General features: G+C 36.5%; 17 protein-coding genes and 1 other annotated feature (1 of these 18 running past the window's edge). Of the genes, 15 read left to right on the top strand and 2 right to left on the bottom strand.

What is annotated here, in order from left to right:
* Positions 1-179 (top strand) — a binding site (T-box leader); it begins 31 nt to the left of the window's first position.
* A gap of 218 nt (positions 180-397) precedes the next feature.
* The 10 genes from alaS to greA all read left to right on the top strand — a co-directional run bounded on the left by alaS (position 398) and on the right by greA (position 10036).
* Positions 398-3040, top strand: a complete 2643-nt coding sequence (gene alaS, locus GKP30_RS08960; protein WP_216829087.1) for an alanine--tRNA ligase — start codon at positions 398-400, stop codon at positions 3038-3040.
* 86 nt (positions 3041-3126) lie between these two features.
* On the top strand, positions 3127-3396 hold the full coding sequence (locus GKP30_RS08955; RefSeq protein ID WP_209122861.1) for an IreB family regulatory phosphoprotein: 270 nt from the start codon (positions 3127-3129) through the stop codon (positions 3394-3396).
* Complete coding sequence (gene ruvX, locus GKP30_RS08950; RefSeq protein ID WP_216829086.1) at positions 3396-3815, top strand: Holliday junction resolvase RuvX; 420 nt, start codon at positions 3396-3398, stop codon at positions 3813-3815. The genes GKP30_RS08955 and ruvX overlap by 1 nt, the downstream gene beginning before the upstream one ends.
* A gap of 14 nt (positions 3816-3829) precedes the next feature.
* Entirely contained in the window at positions 3830-4138 is a 309-nt protein-coding gene (locus GKP30_RS08945; protein ID WP_216829085.1) for a DUF1292 domain-containing protein, read from the top strand.
* 263 nt (positions 4139-4401) lie between these two features.
* Positions 4402-5565 carry an endolytic transglycosylase MltG gene (mltG, locus tag GKP30_RS08940; protein WP_216829084.1) on the top strand — a complete coding sequence of 388 codons (1164 nt, stop codon included), beginning with the start codon at positions 4402-4404 and terminating at the stop codon, positions 5563-5565.
* A gap of 250 nt (positions 5566-5815) precedes the next feature.
* Positions 5816-6460 (top strand): O-methyltransferase, encoded by a 645-nt coding sequence (locus GKP30_RS08935; RefSeq protein ID WP_216829083.1) that lies wholly within the window; start codon positions 5816-5818, stop codon positions 6458-6460.
* Positions 6461-6474: 14 nt separating this feature from the next.
* Positions 6475-7407, top strand: coding sequence for a peptidase U32 family protein (locus GKP30_RS08930; RefSeq protein WP_216829082.1), 933 nt, complete (start codon positions 6475-6477; stop codon positions 7405-7407).
* A gap of 12 nt (positions 7408-7419) precedes the next feature.
* Entirely contained in the window at positions 7420-8697 is a 1278-nt protein-coding gene (locus tag GKP30_RS08925; RefSeq protein WP_216829081.1) for a peptidase U32 family protein, read from the top strand.
* A complete protein-coding gene (udk, locus tag GKP30_RS08920; RefSeq protein ID WP_216829080.1) occupies positions 8697-9344 on the top strand; it encodes a uridine kinase in 648 nt (215 codons plus the stop codon). Before GKP30_RS08925 ends, udk begins: the two co-directional genes overlap by 1 nt.
* A gap of 215 nt (positions 9345-9559) precedes the next feature.
* Complete coding sequence (gene greA / locus GKP30_RS08915; protein WP_216829079.1) at positions 9560-10036, top strand: transcription elongation factor GreA; 477 nt, start codon at positions 9560-9562, stop codon at positions 10034-10036.
* Between the two features lie 218 nt (positions 10037-10254).
* Here the strand turns inward: greA and GKP30_RS23880 are convergent, their stop codons facing one another.
* Entirely contained in the window at positions 10255-11475 is a 1221-nt protein-coding gene (locus GKP30_RS23880; RefSeq protein WP_216829078.1) for a L,D-transpeptidase family protein, read from the bottom strand.
* Positions 11476-11837: 362 nt separating this feature from the next.
* On the opposite strand from GKP30_RS23880, the gene GKP30_RS08905 reads away from it, so the two are divergent.
* From GKP30_RS08905 to GKP30_RS08890, 4 genes are all read left to right on the top strand, one after another.
* Positions 11838-12218, top strand: coding sequence for a GntR family transcriptional regulator (locus tag GKP30_RS08905; RefSeq protein ID WP_216829077.1), 381 nt, complete (start codon positions 11838-11840; stop codon positions 12216-12218).
* Positions 12211-13071 (top strand): ABC transporter ATP-binding protein, encoded by an 861-nt coding sequence (locus GKP30_RS08900; RefSeq protein WP_216829076.1) that lies wholly within the window; start codon positions 12211-12213, stop codon positions 13069-13071. The genes GKP30_RS08905 and GKP30_RS08900 overlap by 8 nt, the downstream gene beginning before the upstream one ends.
* Positions 13055-14227: an ABC-2 transporter permease gene (locus GKP30_RS08895; RefSeq protein ID WP_216829075.1), complete on the top strand. Its 1173-nt coding sequence runs from the start codon at positions 13055-13057 to the stop codon at positions 14225-14227. Before GKP30_RS08900 ends, GKP30_RS08895 begins: the two co-directional genes overlap by 17 nt.
* Positions 14228-14316: 89 nt before the next feature.
* Positions 14317-14919 carry a YrrS family protein gene (locus GKP30_RS08890; protein ID WP_216829074.1) on the top strand — a complete coding sequence of 201 codons (603 nt, stop codon included), beginning with the start codon at positions 14317-14319 and terminating at the stop codon, positions 14917-14919.
* A gap of 75 nt (positions 14920-14994) precedes the next feature.
* On the opposite strand, the gene GKP30_RS08885 is transcribed toward GKP30_RS08890, so the two are convergent.
* Positions 14995-15204, bottom strand: a complete 210-nt coding sequence (locus GKP30_RS08885; protein WP_216829073.1) for a YrzA family protein — start codon at positions 15202-15204, stop codon at positions 14995-14997.
* Positions 15205-15325: 121 nt separating this feature from the next.
* On the opposite strand from GKP30_RS08885, the gene mtnN reads away from it, so the two are divergent.
* Entirely contained in the window at positions 15326-16021 is a 696-nt protein-coding gene (gene mtnN, locus GKP30_RS08880; protein ID WP_216829072.1) for a 5'-methylthioadenosine/S-adenosylhomocysteine nucleosidase, read from the top strand.
* Positions 16022-16059 lie beyond the last annotated feature (38 nt).

The raw sequence follows: 16059 nt of genomic DNA, 5'->3' as shown, positions 1-16059 counted from the left end.
GCCCGTTTAAAAGAGAGGCATTTCCCTAGGCTGAAAGAAATGCTAAACGAAGAGTAACAGAAAGCTACTCCTGAGTGTAGAAAAACCTACCGTTTTGCTGCGTTAAAGCATATAAAGTGATGGACTGCTGTAGTCCATAACTAGGGTGGTACCGCGTGAATATAACTCTCGTCCCTTATTTTAGGGAAGAGAGTTTTTTTTATTGGGTTCTCGCACCTCCAATTATTCGCAGCCAAACGGACACTGCCGCTTTTCTATGTCTAGCTGCAGACGCCCATTGCTCGAGGTCACTTCGGTCCAGCAGCCGTGTCCAAAAGGCAGGCGTCTTCCGCTTTTATAGGTTTATATTTACTTTTTTTGGTTACGATGATTAACGAGAATTAAGGAGGAATACATAGTGAAGAAGTTAACTTCTGCTCAAGTGCGTCAGATGTATTTAGATTTTTTTAAGGAAAAGGGTCATGATGTTGAACCGAGTGCATCGTTAGTTCCTGTCGAAGATCCATCGCTATTATGGATTAACAGTGGTGTAGCAACATTGAAAAAATATTTTGATGGGCGCGTCATACCAGAAAATCCTAGAATTACTAATGCACAAAAATCGATTCGAACAAATGATATTGAAAATGTCGGAAAAACAGCCCGTCATCATACATTCTTTGAAATGCTAGGTAATTTCTCTATCGGGGATTATTTTAAAGAAGAAGCGATTGATTTTGCATGGGAATTTCTAACGAGTGAAAAATGGATAGGCTTCGATCCAGAACGCTTATCAGTTACTGTTCATCCAGAAGATGAGGAAGCATATAACTTTTGGAAAGACAAAATTGGTATTCCAGAAGAGAGAATTATTCGACTAGAAGGAAATTTCTGGGACATTGGAGAAGGTCCAAGTGGTCCAAATACAGAAATATTCTATGACCGAGGACCAAAGTATGGGAATGATGAGAACGATCAAGAACTATACCCAGGTGGCGAGAATGAACGTTATCTCGAGGTATGGAACCTAGTATTTTCACAATTCAATCATAACCCAGATGGTACATATACACCGCTACCGAAAAAGAATATTGATACAGGTGCAGGACTTGAGAGATTAGTTTCAGTTATTCAAGATGTAGAAACGAACTTTGATACAGACCTTTTTATTCCAATCATTAGAGCAACAGAGGAGATCTCTGGCGTTAAATACGGTGAAAATAAAGAAACGGACGTTTCTTTTAAAGTAATTGCTGACCACATTCGTACAGTAACTTTTGCAGTTGGTGACGGTGCTCTTCCATCAAATGAAGGTAGAGGCTACGTTCTTCGTCGTCTTTTACGTCGAGCTGTTCGTTATGCGAAGCTTATACAAATTGAAAAGCCGTTTATGTTTGAACTCGTTCCAATTGTTGGAGAGATTATGGTTGACTTCTACCCAGAAGTAAAGGGAAAAACGGACTTTATTCAGAAAGTAATCAAGAATGAAGAAGAACGTTTCCATGAAACACTACATGAGGGTTTAACCATTCTTTCTAAAGTCATCGCGGATGCTGAGAGTAAAGGTGAAACGACAATTTCCGGTAAGGATGTATTCCGTTTATATGATACATATGGCTTCCCAGTAGATTTAACGGAAGAATACGTTGAGGAAAAAGGTCTTGTTATTGATCGCGAAGGTTTTGAACTTGAAATGGAAGGTCAAAGAGAACGTGCTCGTGCCGCTCGTCAAGAAGGCGATTCAATGCAAGTTCAAGATCGCGTTTTAGGAGAATTAAAAACTGAAAGTACATTTGTAGGTTATGAGAAGTTGACAGCAGAGGCTACTGTTGAAGTAATTATCAAAAATAAAGAACTAACTGACTTTGCAGGAGCTTCAAATGATATAGTTCAAGTTATTTTTGATGTTACACCATTTTATGCTGAAAGTGGAGGACAAGTTGCCGATAAAGGTGTTCTAACAGGTGATGGATTTACCGCTCATGTTGAAGACGTACAAAAAGCACCAAATGGTCAAAACCTACACTTCGTTAAAGTAGTAGAAGGTACTTTGAAAAAAGGTGCAAGAGTAGAAGCGGTTGTTTTAGAAACGAACCGTAATGGAATTGTGAAAAACCATACAGCAACACATTTATTACACCGTGCATTAAAAGATGTGTTGGGAGAGCATGTAAATCAAGCTGGTTCATTAGTTTCAGAAGACCGATTACGTTTTGACTTCTCACATTTTGGCCAGGTAACAAGTGAAGAGCTAACGCAAATTGAAGAAATTGTAAACCAAAAGATTTGGAGTGCCATTTCGGTTAATATTATGAGTAAGAACATTGAAGAAGCTAAGGCAATGGGAGCAATGGCTCTTTTCGGTGAAAAGTACGGTAATGTAGTTCGTGTTGTTCAAGTCGGTGATTACAGCATTGAGCTATGCGGTGGTTGTCATGTCCAAAACACAGCGGAAATCGGGCTGTTTAAAGTGATTTCTGAATCAGGAATTGGAGCTGGCGTTAGAAGGATTGAAGCAGTCACAGGTCAAGGGGCATATGAGTTTATGAATGGACAACTAGATCTATTACGTAATGCTGCTGACCTTCTAAAAGCGAAAAACCTTAAGGATGTTCCTCAACGTGTTCAAACTATGCAACAACAAATCCGTGACCTTCAACGTGAAAATGAATCTTTAAGTGCAAAGTTAGGAAATATGGAAGCGGGTAACCTCATTAATGAAGTAACAGAAATTGCTGGAACTAAAGCACTAATTAAACAAGTTCAAGCTACAGATATGGATAATTTACGAGGAATTATGGATACACTGAAAGATAAAATTACTTCAGGAGTTATCGTACTAGGTGCAGCAAGTGGAGGAAAAGTAAACATCGTTGCTGGTGTATCTAAAGACCTTGTCGAAAAAGGTTTCCATGCAGGTAAACTAGTGAAAGAAGTTGCAACTCGTTGCGGCGGCGGTGGCGGTGGCCGACCTGACATGGCGCAGGCAGGTGGTAAAGACCCTGAAAAGCTTGAAAGTGCATTAAATTATGTAGAAGAATATATAAAATCAATTTCCTAAAAAGGAAAATATAGTGTACAATTAAATCAAACTACTGTGGGTATGAATACTCACGGAAATAGGCAGTATAGAAAGAGGTGTTTGTGATGGGCTCAATGGACAATACGATGAAATTTAATATTCAAGAAGACACGGTTGATGTCGATGTCCGCGAAGTGCTGCTAACGGTTTATGAAGCCCTTGAGGAGAAAGGTTATCATCCAATTAATCAAATTGTAGGATATCTTTTATCAGGGGACCCTGCATACATTCCTAGACACAAGGATGCAAGGACAATTATCCGAAAGTTAGAGCGTGACGAATTAATTGAGGAGCTAGTAAAGTCTTATTTATCACAGCACCAAAAGGAGAAGTAATGAGAATTTTAGGCTTAGACGTAGGCACTAAAACAATTGGAATTGCTGTAAGTGATGAATTAGGATGGACTGCTCAAGGAATTGAGACACTAAGGCGCAAAGAGGATGACCCGGCAGCCGATGTCAATTACATTGTTAACCTTGCGAATGAGTATAATGTAGCAAGCATCGTTGTCGGTTTACCTAAAAATATGAACGGATCGATCGGACCAAGTGGTGAGGCATGTCAACATTTCGCAGAAGAACTAGGAGAACATGTTGAATGTCCTGTCATCCTATGGGACGAGCGCTTAACAACGGTTGCAGCTGAAAGAATGTTAATTTCTGCAGATGTTAGTCGTAAAAAGCGTAAACAAGTCATTGATAAAATGGCAGCAGTGATTATATTGCAAGGCTATTTAGATAGCAAATCAAATTAACGAAGAGGTGTAGTATGACACAAGAAGAAAGAGAACGTATCATTATCCCAGATGAAAATGGGGACGAGCATTTATTCGAGGAACTTTTTAAGTTTACTGTAGATGAAACAGGTAAGAATTACATCCTGCTCGTACCAGTAGGAGATAGTGAAGACGAAGATCTCGAGGATGATATGCAAGAAGTTATTGCTTTCCAATACGAGGATAAAGAAGGCGACGATGGAAGTGATCTCGCTTTAATGCCGATTGAAACGGATGAGGAATGGGCGATGGTTGAAGAAATGCTCAATACATTCGTTGAAGAGCAAGACGACGAAGAATAATAATTTAGAAACAGAGCCATTTGGCTCTGTTTTTTTTTTTAGGTTTTCTAATTTGTACTGTCGGTGTATTCATCAGGCTATCTCTATAAAAAAGTTTTAGTATTTTAGGATCTTAGGATCTACGAAATAAGTGAGGGAAGTAAAAACAGCTTAAACTACGTTAGATGCGGTACAATTTAGTCTCTGGAAATAAATTCTGTCTTTTTTACACGAATAATGAAATGTTTTGTAGTATAATGGTAAACGAGAAAGGGGGATATCTAGTGAGTGACCATAAAAAAGAAGAACAACTAGACAATTACGCAGAAAAAGTACGGAGGGCAAAAATCGTCCGTAAAATTGTTCTTATTTGTGTAGCCATTATTTTATTATTTTTTATTTCAGGAGTAACTTTTAGTTATTTATATATTAAATCAGCAGTAAGTGCGATGGATGCTGAAAGTACAGAAATAGTCAATGTAGAAATCCCGATTGGTTCTTCAAGTTCACAAATTGGTAGGATCCTTGAGGAAGAGGGAGTTATTAAAAGTGGTTCGTTTTTCAGGTATTATGTAAGATATAATAACGAAACTGGCTTTCAAGCAGGTAATTATGAGTTATCTAAAGCAATGACATTAGATCAAATTATCGAGGAGCTTAAAGAAGGCCGACTGATGCAAGAAGCAGACCTTGTCTTTACAATTCCAGAAGGGTTATGGTTAGAAAACGTAGCCAAGCTAATTGCTCAAAATACTGACCATGATAAACAGAAAATCATGGAAACGCTAAATGACGAAGAGTACCTAGAGGTATTAATTGACCGTTATACCGTATTGACTGACGATATTCTTAAAGAAGGTATACGTTATCCTTTAGAGGGCTATTTATTCCCAGCCCGGTACGACTTTCTAGATGAAGATGCATCGATCGAGACAATTGTTGAGTCAATGATTGAAAGAACAGATAAAATTGTAGCAAAGTATATATCAATTTATCCAGATCACCGCTATACAGTTCACGAAACCTTATCGTTGGCATCAATTATTGAGCGAGAGGCGCAAAAAGAACAAGATCGTTATACAATATCAGGTGTTTTATATAATCGTTTAGATCGGAATATGAGGTTACAGGTTGATCCAACTGTTGCATATGCGATTGGCGAACATTTATATATGACTTCTTATGCAGATTTAAGAGTGGACTCTCCATATAATACGTATATGTATGCGGGGATACCAATTGGACCAGTTGCAAATCCAGGTGAAGCTTCAATAAAGGCGGCCTTTGAACCAGAGGAAACGGAATATATTTATTTCTATGCGAGATACGGTGGAGACGTATTATACTCTACTACTTATGAGGAACATAACCGCATTGTTCAAGAGTATCGCCACGAATGGGCAGAAGCTGCAAACTCTGAAGAAAATAAAGCGGAAGAAGACGAATAATACAAATGTTTAAGCACTAGGTCTAGTTCAGTAGCCTAGTGCTTTTCACTGTAAAATAGGTTTTATTGATTATCTCGATAAATTTACGTCTAATCATTGATAAATAAGTCAACCCTTGAAATGTGTTGGTTTTATTACTTAATTAGTTAACTTTTAACAATGATCTTAATTGTCTATAGATTTCGCAGAACCGTTAGGATTATGGTAAAATAAAGCGTTATCGAGTGTGGAATACTAAGGAGGAAAAAACATGCTTCCTAATGAACATAAAATAAATGACTATATCGAATCGCTTATACCAGATCGTAATGAACTGCTTTTAGAGATGGAGGAATTTGCTAGCATCCATCACATCCCTATAATGGAATTGGTCGGTATTGAAGCGATGTTACAGTTGTTAAGAATCCAACAACCAAATTCGATTCTTGAAATTGGAACAGCGATTGGCTATTCGGCGATTCGAATGGCTGAAGCAGTTGATGGAGTAAAGGTTGTTACGATAGAGCGCGATGAGCCTAGATATAAGCAAGCTTTAAAATATATTGAAAAAGCAAAATTGACGGATAGAATTGATATCATCTTCGGCGATGCTTTAGAAGTAAGCGAACAACTTGAATTTTATCCCCAATTTGATGTATTATTTATTGATGCTGCTAAAGGACAATATGAGAAATTTTTTCAAATATACAAACCATTTGTTAGATCAGGTGGGGTAATTATTTCAGATAATGTATTATTCCGAGGCTTTGTAGCTGAAGAGAATATCGATAATAAAAATCATGCAGGCATGGCAAAAAAACTACGCCGCTACAATGAGTGGTTGATGAAGAACGAGCAGTTTACTACAACCATTTTACCAGTAGGAGATGGCATTGCCTTATCAATAAAAAAGTAAAGTAGGTGTAAGACATGGGGAAGAAACCAGAAATTCTAGTCACCCCCAATAGTGTAGAAGCGGTTGAACGATTAATAAAAGCAGGTGCAGATGCTGTTTTAATCGGAGAACAGCGCTTTGGGTTACGTTTAGCAGGGGAATTTAATAGAGAAGATATAAGAAAAGCGAAAGAGATTGCGCACGCTCATGGAGCGAAGGTCTATGTTGCCATTAATGCCATTTTGCATAATGAACACCTAAATGATGTTTCGGAATATATGAAGTTTCTTAACGATACGGATGTAGATGCCATTGTATTTGGTGATCCAGCTATCATAATGATTGCACGGGAAGTTGCTCCTAATATGAAGCTACATTGGAACCCTGAAACAACAGCAACGAACTGGTACACAGCTAACTATTGGGGTAGACAAGGTGCTACTCGAGCTGTCCTAGCAAGAGAAATTAATATGGATGCAATCGTTGAGAGCAAAGAGAATGCAGAAGTAGAAATTGAAGTGCAAGTTCACGGGATGACAAATATGTTTCAATCAAAACGTTCATTAGTCGGTAATTACTTTGAATTCCAAGGTAAAAATCTTTCTGTTGAGAAAACTAATAAAGAACGTCAAATGTTCTTATTTGATAAAGAGCGTAATGCAAAGTATCCGATCTTTGAAGATAAAAATGGTACACACATTATGAGTCCTAAAGACATCTGTATTATTGATGAACTCGAGGAAATGATTGATGCTGAAGTTGATTCGTTCAAAATTGATGGCATTCTTAAGAGTACGGAATATATGGAAACAGTGACTAAATTATATAAAGAAGCAATTGAATTGTATTTAACAGATGAAGATGCATATGCAGACAAAAAAGAAGAGTATGTTGAAAAAATTCGTGAAATCCAACCACAAAATCGTGACATTGATACAGGATTTTTCTTTAAAGAAACGGTTTATTAAGGAGGGAAAAGGATGCAAGCTATTTCAGAAGTAAATGAAACTGGAAAACGTGTCATTACAAAAAAGCCTGAATTACTAGCACCAGCAGGTAGTTTAGAAAAACTAAAAATTGCCGTCCACTATGGCGCAGACGCTGTTTTTATCGGTGGACAAGAGTTCGGACTCCGCTCAAATGCAGATAACTTCTCGAAAGAAGAAATGCGTGAAGGAGTAGAATTTGCAAATCGCAACGGTGCAAAGGTATATGTTACAACAAATATTTTTGCCCATAATGAAAATATGGATGGCTTAGAAGAATATTTAGAAGGCCTACAAGAAGTAGGTGTTACAGGAATTATTGTTGCCGATCCATTAATTATAGAAACATGTCGTCGAGTTGCACCGAATGTGGAAGTGCACTTATCGACACAACAATCTTTAAGTAACTGGTTAGCGGTTAAGTTCTGGAAAGAGCAAGGTTTAGAGCGTGTGGTACTAGCTAGAGAAGTTGGTTTAGAAGAAATGTTAGAAATGAAAAAGCACGTTGATATCGAAATTGAAACGTTTATTCACGGGGCTATGTGTATTGCATATTCAGGCCGGTGCGTGTTAAGTAACCATATGACAGCTCGTGACTCTAACCGTGGTGGCTGTTGTCAGTCCTGTCGTTGGGATTACGACCTTTTTGAACAAAAAGAGGAAAGTAAAGGATTAGTTAAAGAAATTCCTCTATTTGCAGAAAGTGATACACAATATACAATGAGTCCGAAAGACTTAAACTTACTTCAATCAATACCGCAACTCATTGAAGCAGGGATTGACAGCTTAAAAGTAGAAGGACGTATGAAATCAATTCACTATGTTGCTACAGTAACATCTGTTTATCGAAAAGTAATTGATGCTTATTGTGAGGACCCAGAAAACTTTGCTATCAAGACTGAATGGTTAGAGGAATTAGAAAAGTGTGCTAATCGCGACTTTGCGCCACAATTCTTTGAGGGTACACCAACTTATAAAGAACAAATGTATGGTATTCATCCTAAACGTACGACGTATGATTTTGCAGGTCTTGTTCTAGACTATGATGATGAGACAGGCATGGTTACATTGCAACAACGTAACCATTTTAAACCAGGAGATGAAATTGAGTTCTTCGGCCCAGAGATTGAAAACTTTGTTCAAACAGTTGGTACGATTTGGGATGAGGATGGTAATGAATTAGATGCAGCACGCCACCCACTTCAAATTATTAAAATTAAAGTAAACAAACCTGTATATCCTTGGAATATGATGCGTAAAGAGGTTAAATAATGAAACAAAAACCAATTATAATTGGTGTCGCAGGAGGAACGGGCTCTGGTAAAACCACCGTTGCAAAAGAAATATTTCACCAATTTAGTGAAAAATCTATAGTATTAATTGAACAAGATGCATATTATAAAGATCAAAGTCACTTATCCTTTGAAGATAGACTAAATACGAATTACGATCACCCGCTAGCATTTGATAATGAACTTCTAATGAAACATTTGCAAATGCTTTTAGACGGCGAGTCCATTGAAGTCCCAGTATATGACTATGCCCAGCATACGAGGTCAGATACAGTTATTCCAGTTTTTCCAAAGGATGTTATTATCCTCGAAGGAATACTCATCTTAGAAGACAAGCGTCTTCGTGATCTTATGGATATTAAAGTATTTGTTGATACAGATGCCGATATTCGAATTTTACGAAGATTAGCGAGGGACATTCAAGACAGAGGGAGAACGTTGGATTCAGTTGTTGAACAATACACAACTGTAGTAAGACCAATGCATCTACAATTTATCGAACCAACAAAGAGGTATGCAGATATTATTATTCCTGAAGGTGGACAAAATAGAGTCGCAATCGATTTAATGGCTACAAAAATTCGATCTATTGTTGAAGCCCAGTCGTTTCTAACGAAGAAACAGTAAAAACAAGAAAAAAAAGTAAAAACTTATCATATCAGCATAGCAGGATACGTTGTTTTTGTTTATACTATAAGTATCTTTAAAGAGGCTTTAAAGACCTAATGGGATAAAGAAAAGCGAGGTGATATACCTTGCTTTTCTTTTACATAGCCTTATTTTCTAAAAGAATTATTTCATAAAGTAATTTACTTTTGTTGTAGGAAAGAGGAGTGAACGTCATGGCTGAAGAAAAAACACATTATATGACCCTTGAAGGGAAACAAAAATTAGAAGAAGAATTAGAGTATTTAAAAACAGAAAAGCGTAAAGAAGTTGTAGAGCGTATCAAAATCGCTCGTAGCTTTGGAGATCTTTCAGAGAACTCTGAGTACGATTCAGCAAAAGAAGAGCAAGCATTTGTTGAAGGACGTATTTCAACTTTAGAAAAAATGATCCGTGATGCGGTAATCATTAAAGATGATCAAACAAATAGCTCTGTCGTTTCATTAGGAAAAACAGTTCGCTTCGTTGAACTTCCAGAAGGTGACGAAGAAGAATATACTATCGTTGGTAGTGCGGAATCTGATCCTTTTGAAGGCAAGATCTCTAACGACTCTCCAATGGCTCAAAGCCTTCTTGGAAAATCAGTTGGTGATAAAGTAACAGTTAATACACCTGCTGGCGAAATGGAAGTTAAAATTTTAGAAGTTAAATAAATATAAACAAAAAGAACTGTTCATATTGAGCAGTTCTTTTTTGAATGGCCCTTTCTTCTCTCAAGGCAATTCTCATAAACTTATGTTCAAAAGCTTCACGCTAAAGCGTGAAGAACCAAGCTACCGCTTGGTAACGGTCCAATAGCTATCATCATTTGGATAAGAGGTTTTCCAAATGATGTTGGTTTTTTTTGATTAGATTAAAAGGTATAAGAAGATTATTCACTAAAGATATAAACTGGTGTTTGTAGTGGAATAGTGTTGTACATCCATAAAACATCCTCGTTATGCATTCGAATACAGCCCAGACTAATGTGTTTACCTATAGAAGAAGGATCATTCGTTCCGTGAATACCGTAAATATAGTTATTTGTTCCAGGTACATTCAGGCCGAGCCAATGACTCCCTAATGGATTTCTAGGGTCACCACCAGGAATACTTTTCGGATTATACCAAGGCTTCTCAACTTTGTTTACAATCTTAAAGGTGCCTTCTGGAGTTAATGATGGAGTTTTCCCTGTAGCAACAGGAAAGGTCCTAACGATGTCAGAATTAAGGTAAACAGTTAATGTATTAGCGGTTTTATTTATTTTTATTGAATAGCCATTCAGTTGTTTAACTTCTTTTAGTAAAGTAGGATGAGGAATTTGTATTGTCATTCCAACTTTAACATCTGTTGAAGGATTAATAATATGATTATAATTAGCAAGTGCCATTAAGTTATTTGCATTACCATAATACTTAACTGTAATTTTAAAGAGAGTATCTCCGTGAACAACTTTATGGAGTGCTATGATGTCAGGGTCTGGTAGTTTTAATTTTAATCCGACTTTAAGGTCTGTAGCAGGGTTAGAAAGGTTATTCAATTTAGCTACCTTATATTGCTGCTCATCTGGATTGATATAGTATTTTTTAGTGATAGTATATAAAGTTTCGTTTGGAGCTACTTCATGAATAATGACGATATCGGTTTTCTCATCATTAATGGGTTTACTCGTTTCTTTACTAGGAGCTTCACTTTCTTTAGGTTTCGAACTGTCTTTAGGAGGCTCTTTATCTTCACTTGGGTTAGTTTCTTGTTCTTCTTCATTTAATTCTTTTTCTTGTCTTTCTTCTTCACTTACGTTGCTATCATTGTTCTCCTCCGACTCCTCTAGCGGCTCTTCATTAACTTCCTCACTCGGATCATCTGTCTCATTTTGTTCATCTGCTCGTTCGTTTTCACTTTGATCATCATCTTCTTGATCCTGTTCTTGGTCAAAGCCTCCTGTTTGTAGTTGAGGGGTTAAGCCTAAGTTTAATACAGCAGCTGTAATTCCACCTAAACTTAACGTTAATATAACTGTTAGAAGGATGAATGAAGACCATTTTTTCTTCTTTTTTTTATGTCTGACTGCACGGGGTAGGAATTCACTATGTTCTTTTGACTTTTTTGACACAATACTTCCTCTTCTCTAATAAAAATATCTTTAACGTCGTTTTACAAAAAACTAAACATTTATTCCGCAAAAATTGATAAAAACCTTCATTTTTTGACAAAAAGGTCCATGTATTTTCTAAATTGAAGCTTAAGTGCTACTTTTTGATTGCGTGATAGATATAATTAGCAAAAATGGACTATGTCTTAATCTTCATTCGACAAAAATGTCATACTTCCTACAATGTATGAAAGTAGTAACTAAAACGACATACTTTATGGAAGATAAATTTTGGCTGCTCTAAAGAGCGGCTTTTTTCCTTGTATTGGGATTTAATTGGGTATATACTGTGTATATACTTTATATACAGTAGAGGTGACAAGATGTGGATTCACCTATCCAATGAATCAAAGGAACCATTATATAAACAACTTAAAGTTCAAATTAAACAACAAATAATTGATGGAACACTAGCAGGGGACACAGAACTACCTTCGATTAGAGCACTCGCTAAAAGCATTCAAACGAGTGTAATTACTGTAAAACGGGCCTATTCAGAGCTAGAACAAGAAGAGTTTATTTATACACGTGCAGGTCGAGGAACATTTGTCAAATCAACAGATAAAAGTATCTTACAAGAAAAAGCAGAACAGCAATTCGAGGAAGAGGCTAACAAGTTATTTCATTTAGGTGGTAGCTTAGGGTTAACCTTAGATGAGATGGTCACGATTATTCATAGGTTAAAGGAGGAAAACAATGAGTAATGTTGTTAAGGTTAAAAGGGCAGTTCAGTCATATAAAGATTTTCAATTGGGCCCAATTGATTTAAACATTAAGGAAGGCTTCATAACAGCAGTGATAGGAAGAAATGGGGCTGGAAAAACAACGCTTTTAAAAGGAATATCACATGCTGAACCTTTTTTGTCTGGAGAGGTTCAGGTTGCAAATATTTCGTATGATCAAGACCGAGTGAATTTTAATGAGACTATCTGCTACGTGTCCGAAGAGATGAATATGTATAGTTACTTTACCGTTCAACAAGCAATCGATTTTGTTTCTTCTTTTTACCCTAATTGGGATATTGAACTAGAGGATAGGCTATTAAATGAATTTAAGTTACCGCCCAAAAAGCAAATTCATCATCTCTCTAAAGGCATGAAGCTTAAACTAAATATGCTCTTAGCTTTATGCTTCCATCCCAAAGTGCTTATTTTAGACGAGCCAACAGCAGGCCTAGATCCTGTAGCTAGACAAGAATTGTTAATGTTGTTACAACAGTGGATTGAAACAGGAGAAAAAACCGTTATTCTGTCCTCTCACATCACAACTGACTTTGAACAAATCGCCGATTACGTTATTTTCTTGAAAGAAGGTCAAGTTTTGCTTTATGAAGAAAAAGAGCAGTTGAAAGAGAATTATCTTTATTTCACAGTATCCCCCCAAACGAATTTACCTAAAACGGGAATTTATAGTTATCAAAAAGGTATGTATGAAACGACAGGGATTATTGATAGAGACCAAGAAGAACAGTTTGAGGCACAATATCGGCCTGCTACTCTAGATGAGATTCTATACTATGTAGTAGAAAGGGGGCCGAATCATGCAATCCTTGATTAAAAAAGATCTACTATCTTTAAAAAATATTTCCATGATATTTATACCAATAACGATATTTTTTCAACTTTTTATCACTTGGTATATTAGTAGTATGGGAGGATTTCAATATAATGATTTAAGTGGAATTATCTTTTTTATTGTGTTGTTTAATACTTTAATGAGCTACGGTCTGGTAACCCATATTTGTAACACTGAGAAGTTGAGCGGAGTCGATAAACGAATGTGGCAGTTGCCGATTCCAATAAAGGTAATAGTACTAGCTAAATTTAGTTCGGCCTTAATTATTGTCCTTAGTATTAACGCAGTTACTTTCGGGACATTATTCTTTGTTCAAACGATATTAGGGCATTCTGTCGGAATTGGGTATACAGGGGGCGCTGTGTTACTAATGAACGCATTAATTCTCTTGTTTATTAGCTCTTATCTTTTCTTTTATTTTACCTATGATGCCCAAGTGGCTAATTGGGTGGGGAGAATTTTTATTGTAGGTGCGATATTCATTCCAATGTTTATAAGTTGGCCAACGAGTAGAATATTTGGGAGACCTATCCAAACAATTGAACCACTATTAAATCAGTTCTTTTTCATTAGTACGTTATTACTACTAGTCTTTGCAATTGCCTTTTCTATTCGAAGTTATGATAACTTTTATAAGATGAACAAGAAGTTTCAAATGACAGGGGCATTTTTAAGTACGTTCGTCCTTCTCATGACAGCTGTAGTTGGATCAGCTGTTGCTTTGTCATCTCCACCACTGAATACAAAAGAAGAAATTATCGAACATATTTCTGTTGAATCGATTGAATTGCGGTATGAACAAGAAAATATAAATGGAACTAAATTTTACGGGGTTCGTTATCAGGTTGTTCTTTCTGGATCTCATCTTTCCGATCCTAAGTTACTTCACGACCTTGGTGTCAGTATTGTAATTCCAGAGGATGACCCTTTATATAGATTTTTCGGGCCTGATTTTGGAGTTGATTATGGGGGATGGTCCTATCATAGAAGTCGACCAACTTTTACAAGCTTTGGTTCTGTAGGTTCAGATGATATCAATGAGGAACAATTAAGATTAGCTATCGGTGAGAGTAGACCACAGATAGCTATTTATGAAAATTTTCAGGAAAAAGCCCCAGCCAGGCTCATAAATTACTAGTAACGTTGAAGAAATAGTAGTAAAATAACTAGGAATCTAATAAGTTGCATGGTAGTATTAGGTTTGAAATTGGGAAGGAGAGATCGTTAATGAACTACTCAACTCGATATGATCAACGTAAAAAACGCCGTTTAAACCGGTTATACAACGTAGCAATCGGGATTGTAGCTATCCTAATTATATACGTTGCTGTGCAATTATTCTTTACCTCTGGTAGCGAAGAAGTGATTGCTGATAATGAACAGGAACAACAAGAAGAACAAGATCAACAAGAGGATCAAAGTGAAGAAACTAGCCAAACTATAGAAAATGATAGAGAAATTGAATCTTCTCAAGAAGAAGTGGAAAATGAAGAAGCTAGAGAAGAAGATGAAGAAAGAACGGAAGAAGAGTTATTCGAAGGCGAATGGATGCCAATTGGTACTGTTCAAAGCGAACCATTTGAAATCAACTTTTCAAAGGACCATGTAAACTGGAAAGAAATGACGCATGCTATTCAATACGCAACAGGCTTAGGTGATGATATCATTATCTGGCGAATTGAAAACGGTGGCGATCCGATGAGCGCAGTTGGAACCGTAAGTGATCCAGCAAATAAAAATACGCCTTATCGAGTTAGGATCGAGTGGGTAACAGATCGTGGCTGGAGACCTGTAGAAGTTATCCAATTGTCTTCAAATCCATATTTATAATCCCTTAAAATAACATGTAACAATAAATGAAGGCCCCGCCCATTCTAAATGGTGTGGGGCCTTCTTAATGACTAACTATTTTTTAGCTTTAAAATGTACAACAGCTGTATAGATGGGTAAAGATGTTTTTTGATCAATGTATACATGATGTTGAATATGATGAACTTGTAGCATAAGGACTTTATTGTTATCTATTTGCTCATTAATTTTCTTTTCTAATTCTTTTAAGCTTCTTGCTTCGAAACATTCAACTTTATCTTCAATAGTATCTAAATGAATTTGCATTGTTATTTCTCCCTTTTAATCAAATTTCAGTTATAATATACCAAGAACATTGGAAATTGTATACTTTACTGCGATGTAAGGAAAAATGTTGAAGTAAATGATGGATGAAAGGAAGATTTTAATGAGAATTGGAATAATTGGTGCAATGGATGAGGAAGTAGAATTATTAAAAAGTAAATTAGACAATCGTGTGGATAAAACGATTGCAGGCTGTGAATTTCACGAAGGAAATTTAAATGGTCTTGATGTTGTTTTATTAAAATCAGGTATTGGAAAAGTAAATGCAGCAATCGGAACGACTTTACTTATTCAGCTATATAATGTTGAAAAAATTATTAATACTGGATCTGCAGGCGGCTTCCATGAAGGATTAAAAGTTGGAGATATTGTCATCTCAACAGAAGTACGCTATAACGATGTAGATGCAACGGTATTCGGCTATGAATTCGGTCAAGTCCCAAGAATGCCAGCTTTCTATTCTCCAAATCCAGAATTAGTAGAAATAGCAGAAGAGGCTGCGAATGATGTAGGAGTTCATTCAGTTAAGGGATTAATTGTTTCCGGAGATTCATTCATGAGTGACCATGCACGTGTTGAAGATATTAGGTCACGTTTTAATAACCCTTATTGTGCTGAAATGGAAGCAGGTGCAATTGCTCAAGTTTGTCACCAGTTCGACTGTCCATTTGTCATTATTCGTTCGCTATCAGATATTGCTGGGAGTGATGCGAAAGTTTCGTACGATCAGTTTTTAGAAACAGCATCCGTGAACTCTGCAAACCTCGTTTTACTTATTGTAGAACAACTTAAAAAATAACAATAAGTATTTTCAAGGTAAGTTCTCATACATAAAGG

The organism is Alkalihalobacterium elongatum (assembly GCF_019024285.1).
Taxonomy (GTDB): Bacteria; Bacillota; Bacilli; order Bacillales; family Bacillaceae_F; genus Alkalihalobacterium; species Alkalihalobacterium elongatum.
Note: the sequence above shows the minus strand (reverse complement) of the source record. Positions and strands in the feature narration are given on the sequence as shown.

Excerpts from the sequence above, each read along its gene's own strand:
- ruvX (WP_216829086.1), top strand. The coding sequence starts at position 3,396 with ATGAGAATTTTAGGCTTAGACGTAGGCACTAAAACAATTGGAATTGCT.
- GKP30_RS08900 (WP_216829076.1), top strand. The coding sequence starts at position 12,211 with ATGAGTAATGTTGTTAAGGTTAAAAGGGCAGTTCAGTCATATAAAGAT.
- greA (WP_216829079.1), top strand. The coding sequence starts at position 9,560 with ATGGCTGAAGAAAAAACACATTATATGACCCTTGAAGGGAAACAAAAA.
- GKP30_RS08925 (WP_216829081.1), top strand. The coding sequence starts at position 7,420 with ATGCAAGCTATTTCAGAAGTAAATGAAACTGGAAAACGTGTCATTACA.
- udk (WP_216829080.1), top strand. The coding sequence starts at position 8,697 with ATGAAACAAAAACCAATTATAATTGGTGTCGCAGGAGGAACGGGCTCT.
- GKP30_RS08955 (WP_209122861.1), top strand. The coding sequence starts at position 3,127 with ATGGGCTCAATGGACAATACGATGAAATTTAATATTCAAGAAGACACG.
- GKP30_RS08945 (WP_216829085.1), top strand. The coding sequence starts at position 3,830 with ATGACACAAGAAGAAAGAGAACGTATCATTATCCCAGATGAAAATGGG.
- GKP30_RS08885 (WP_216829073.1), bottom strand. The coding sequence starts at position 15,204 with ATGCAAATTCATTTAGATACTATTGAAGATAAAGTTGAATGTTTCGAA.
- GKP30_RS08930 (WP_216829082.1), top strand. The coding sequence starts at position 6,475 with ATGGGGAAGAAACCAGAAATTCTAGTCACCCCCAATAGTGTAGAAGCG.
- GKP30_RS08890 (WP_216829074.1), top strand. The coding sequence starts at position 14,317 with ATGAACTACTCAACTCGATATGATCAACGTAAAAAACGCCGTTTAAAC.
- mtnN (WP_216829072.1), top strand. The coding sequence starts at position 15,326 with ATGAGAATTGGAATAATTGGTGCAATGGATGAGGAAGTAGAATTATTA.
- GKP30_RS08935 (WP_216829083.1), top strand. The coding sequence starts at position 5,816 with ATGCTTCCTAATGAACATAAAATAAATGACTATATCGAATCGCTTATA.
- GKP30_RS08905 (WP_216829077.1), top strand. The coding sequence starts at position 11,838 with ATGTGGATTCACCTATCCAATGAATCAAAGGAACCATTATATAAACAA.
- GKP30_RS08895 (WP_216829075.1), top strand. The coding sequence starts at position 13,055 with ATGCAATCCTTGATTAAAAAAGATCTACTATCTTTAAAAAATATTTCC.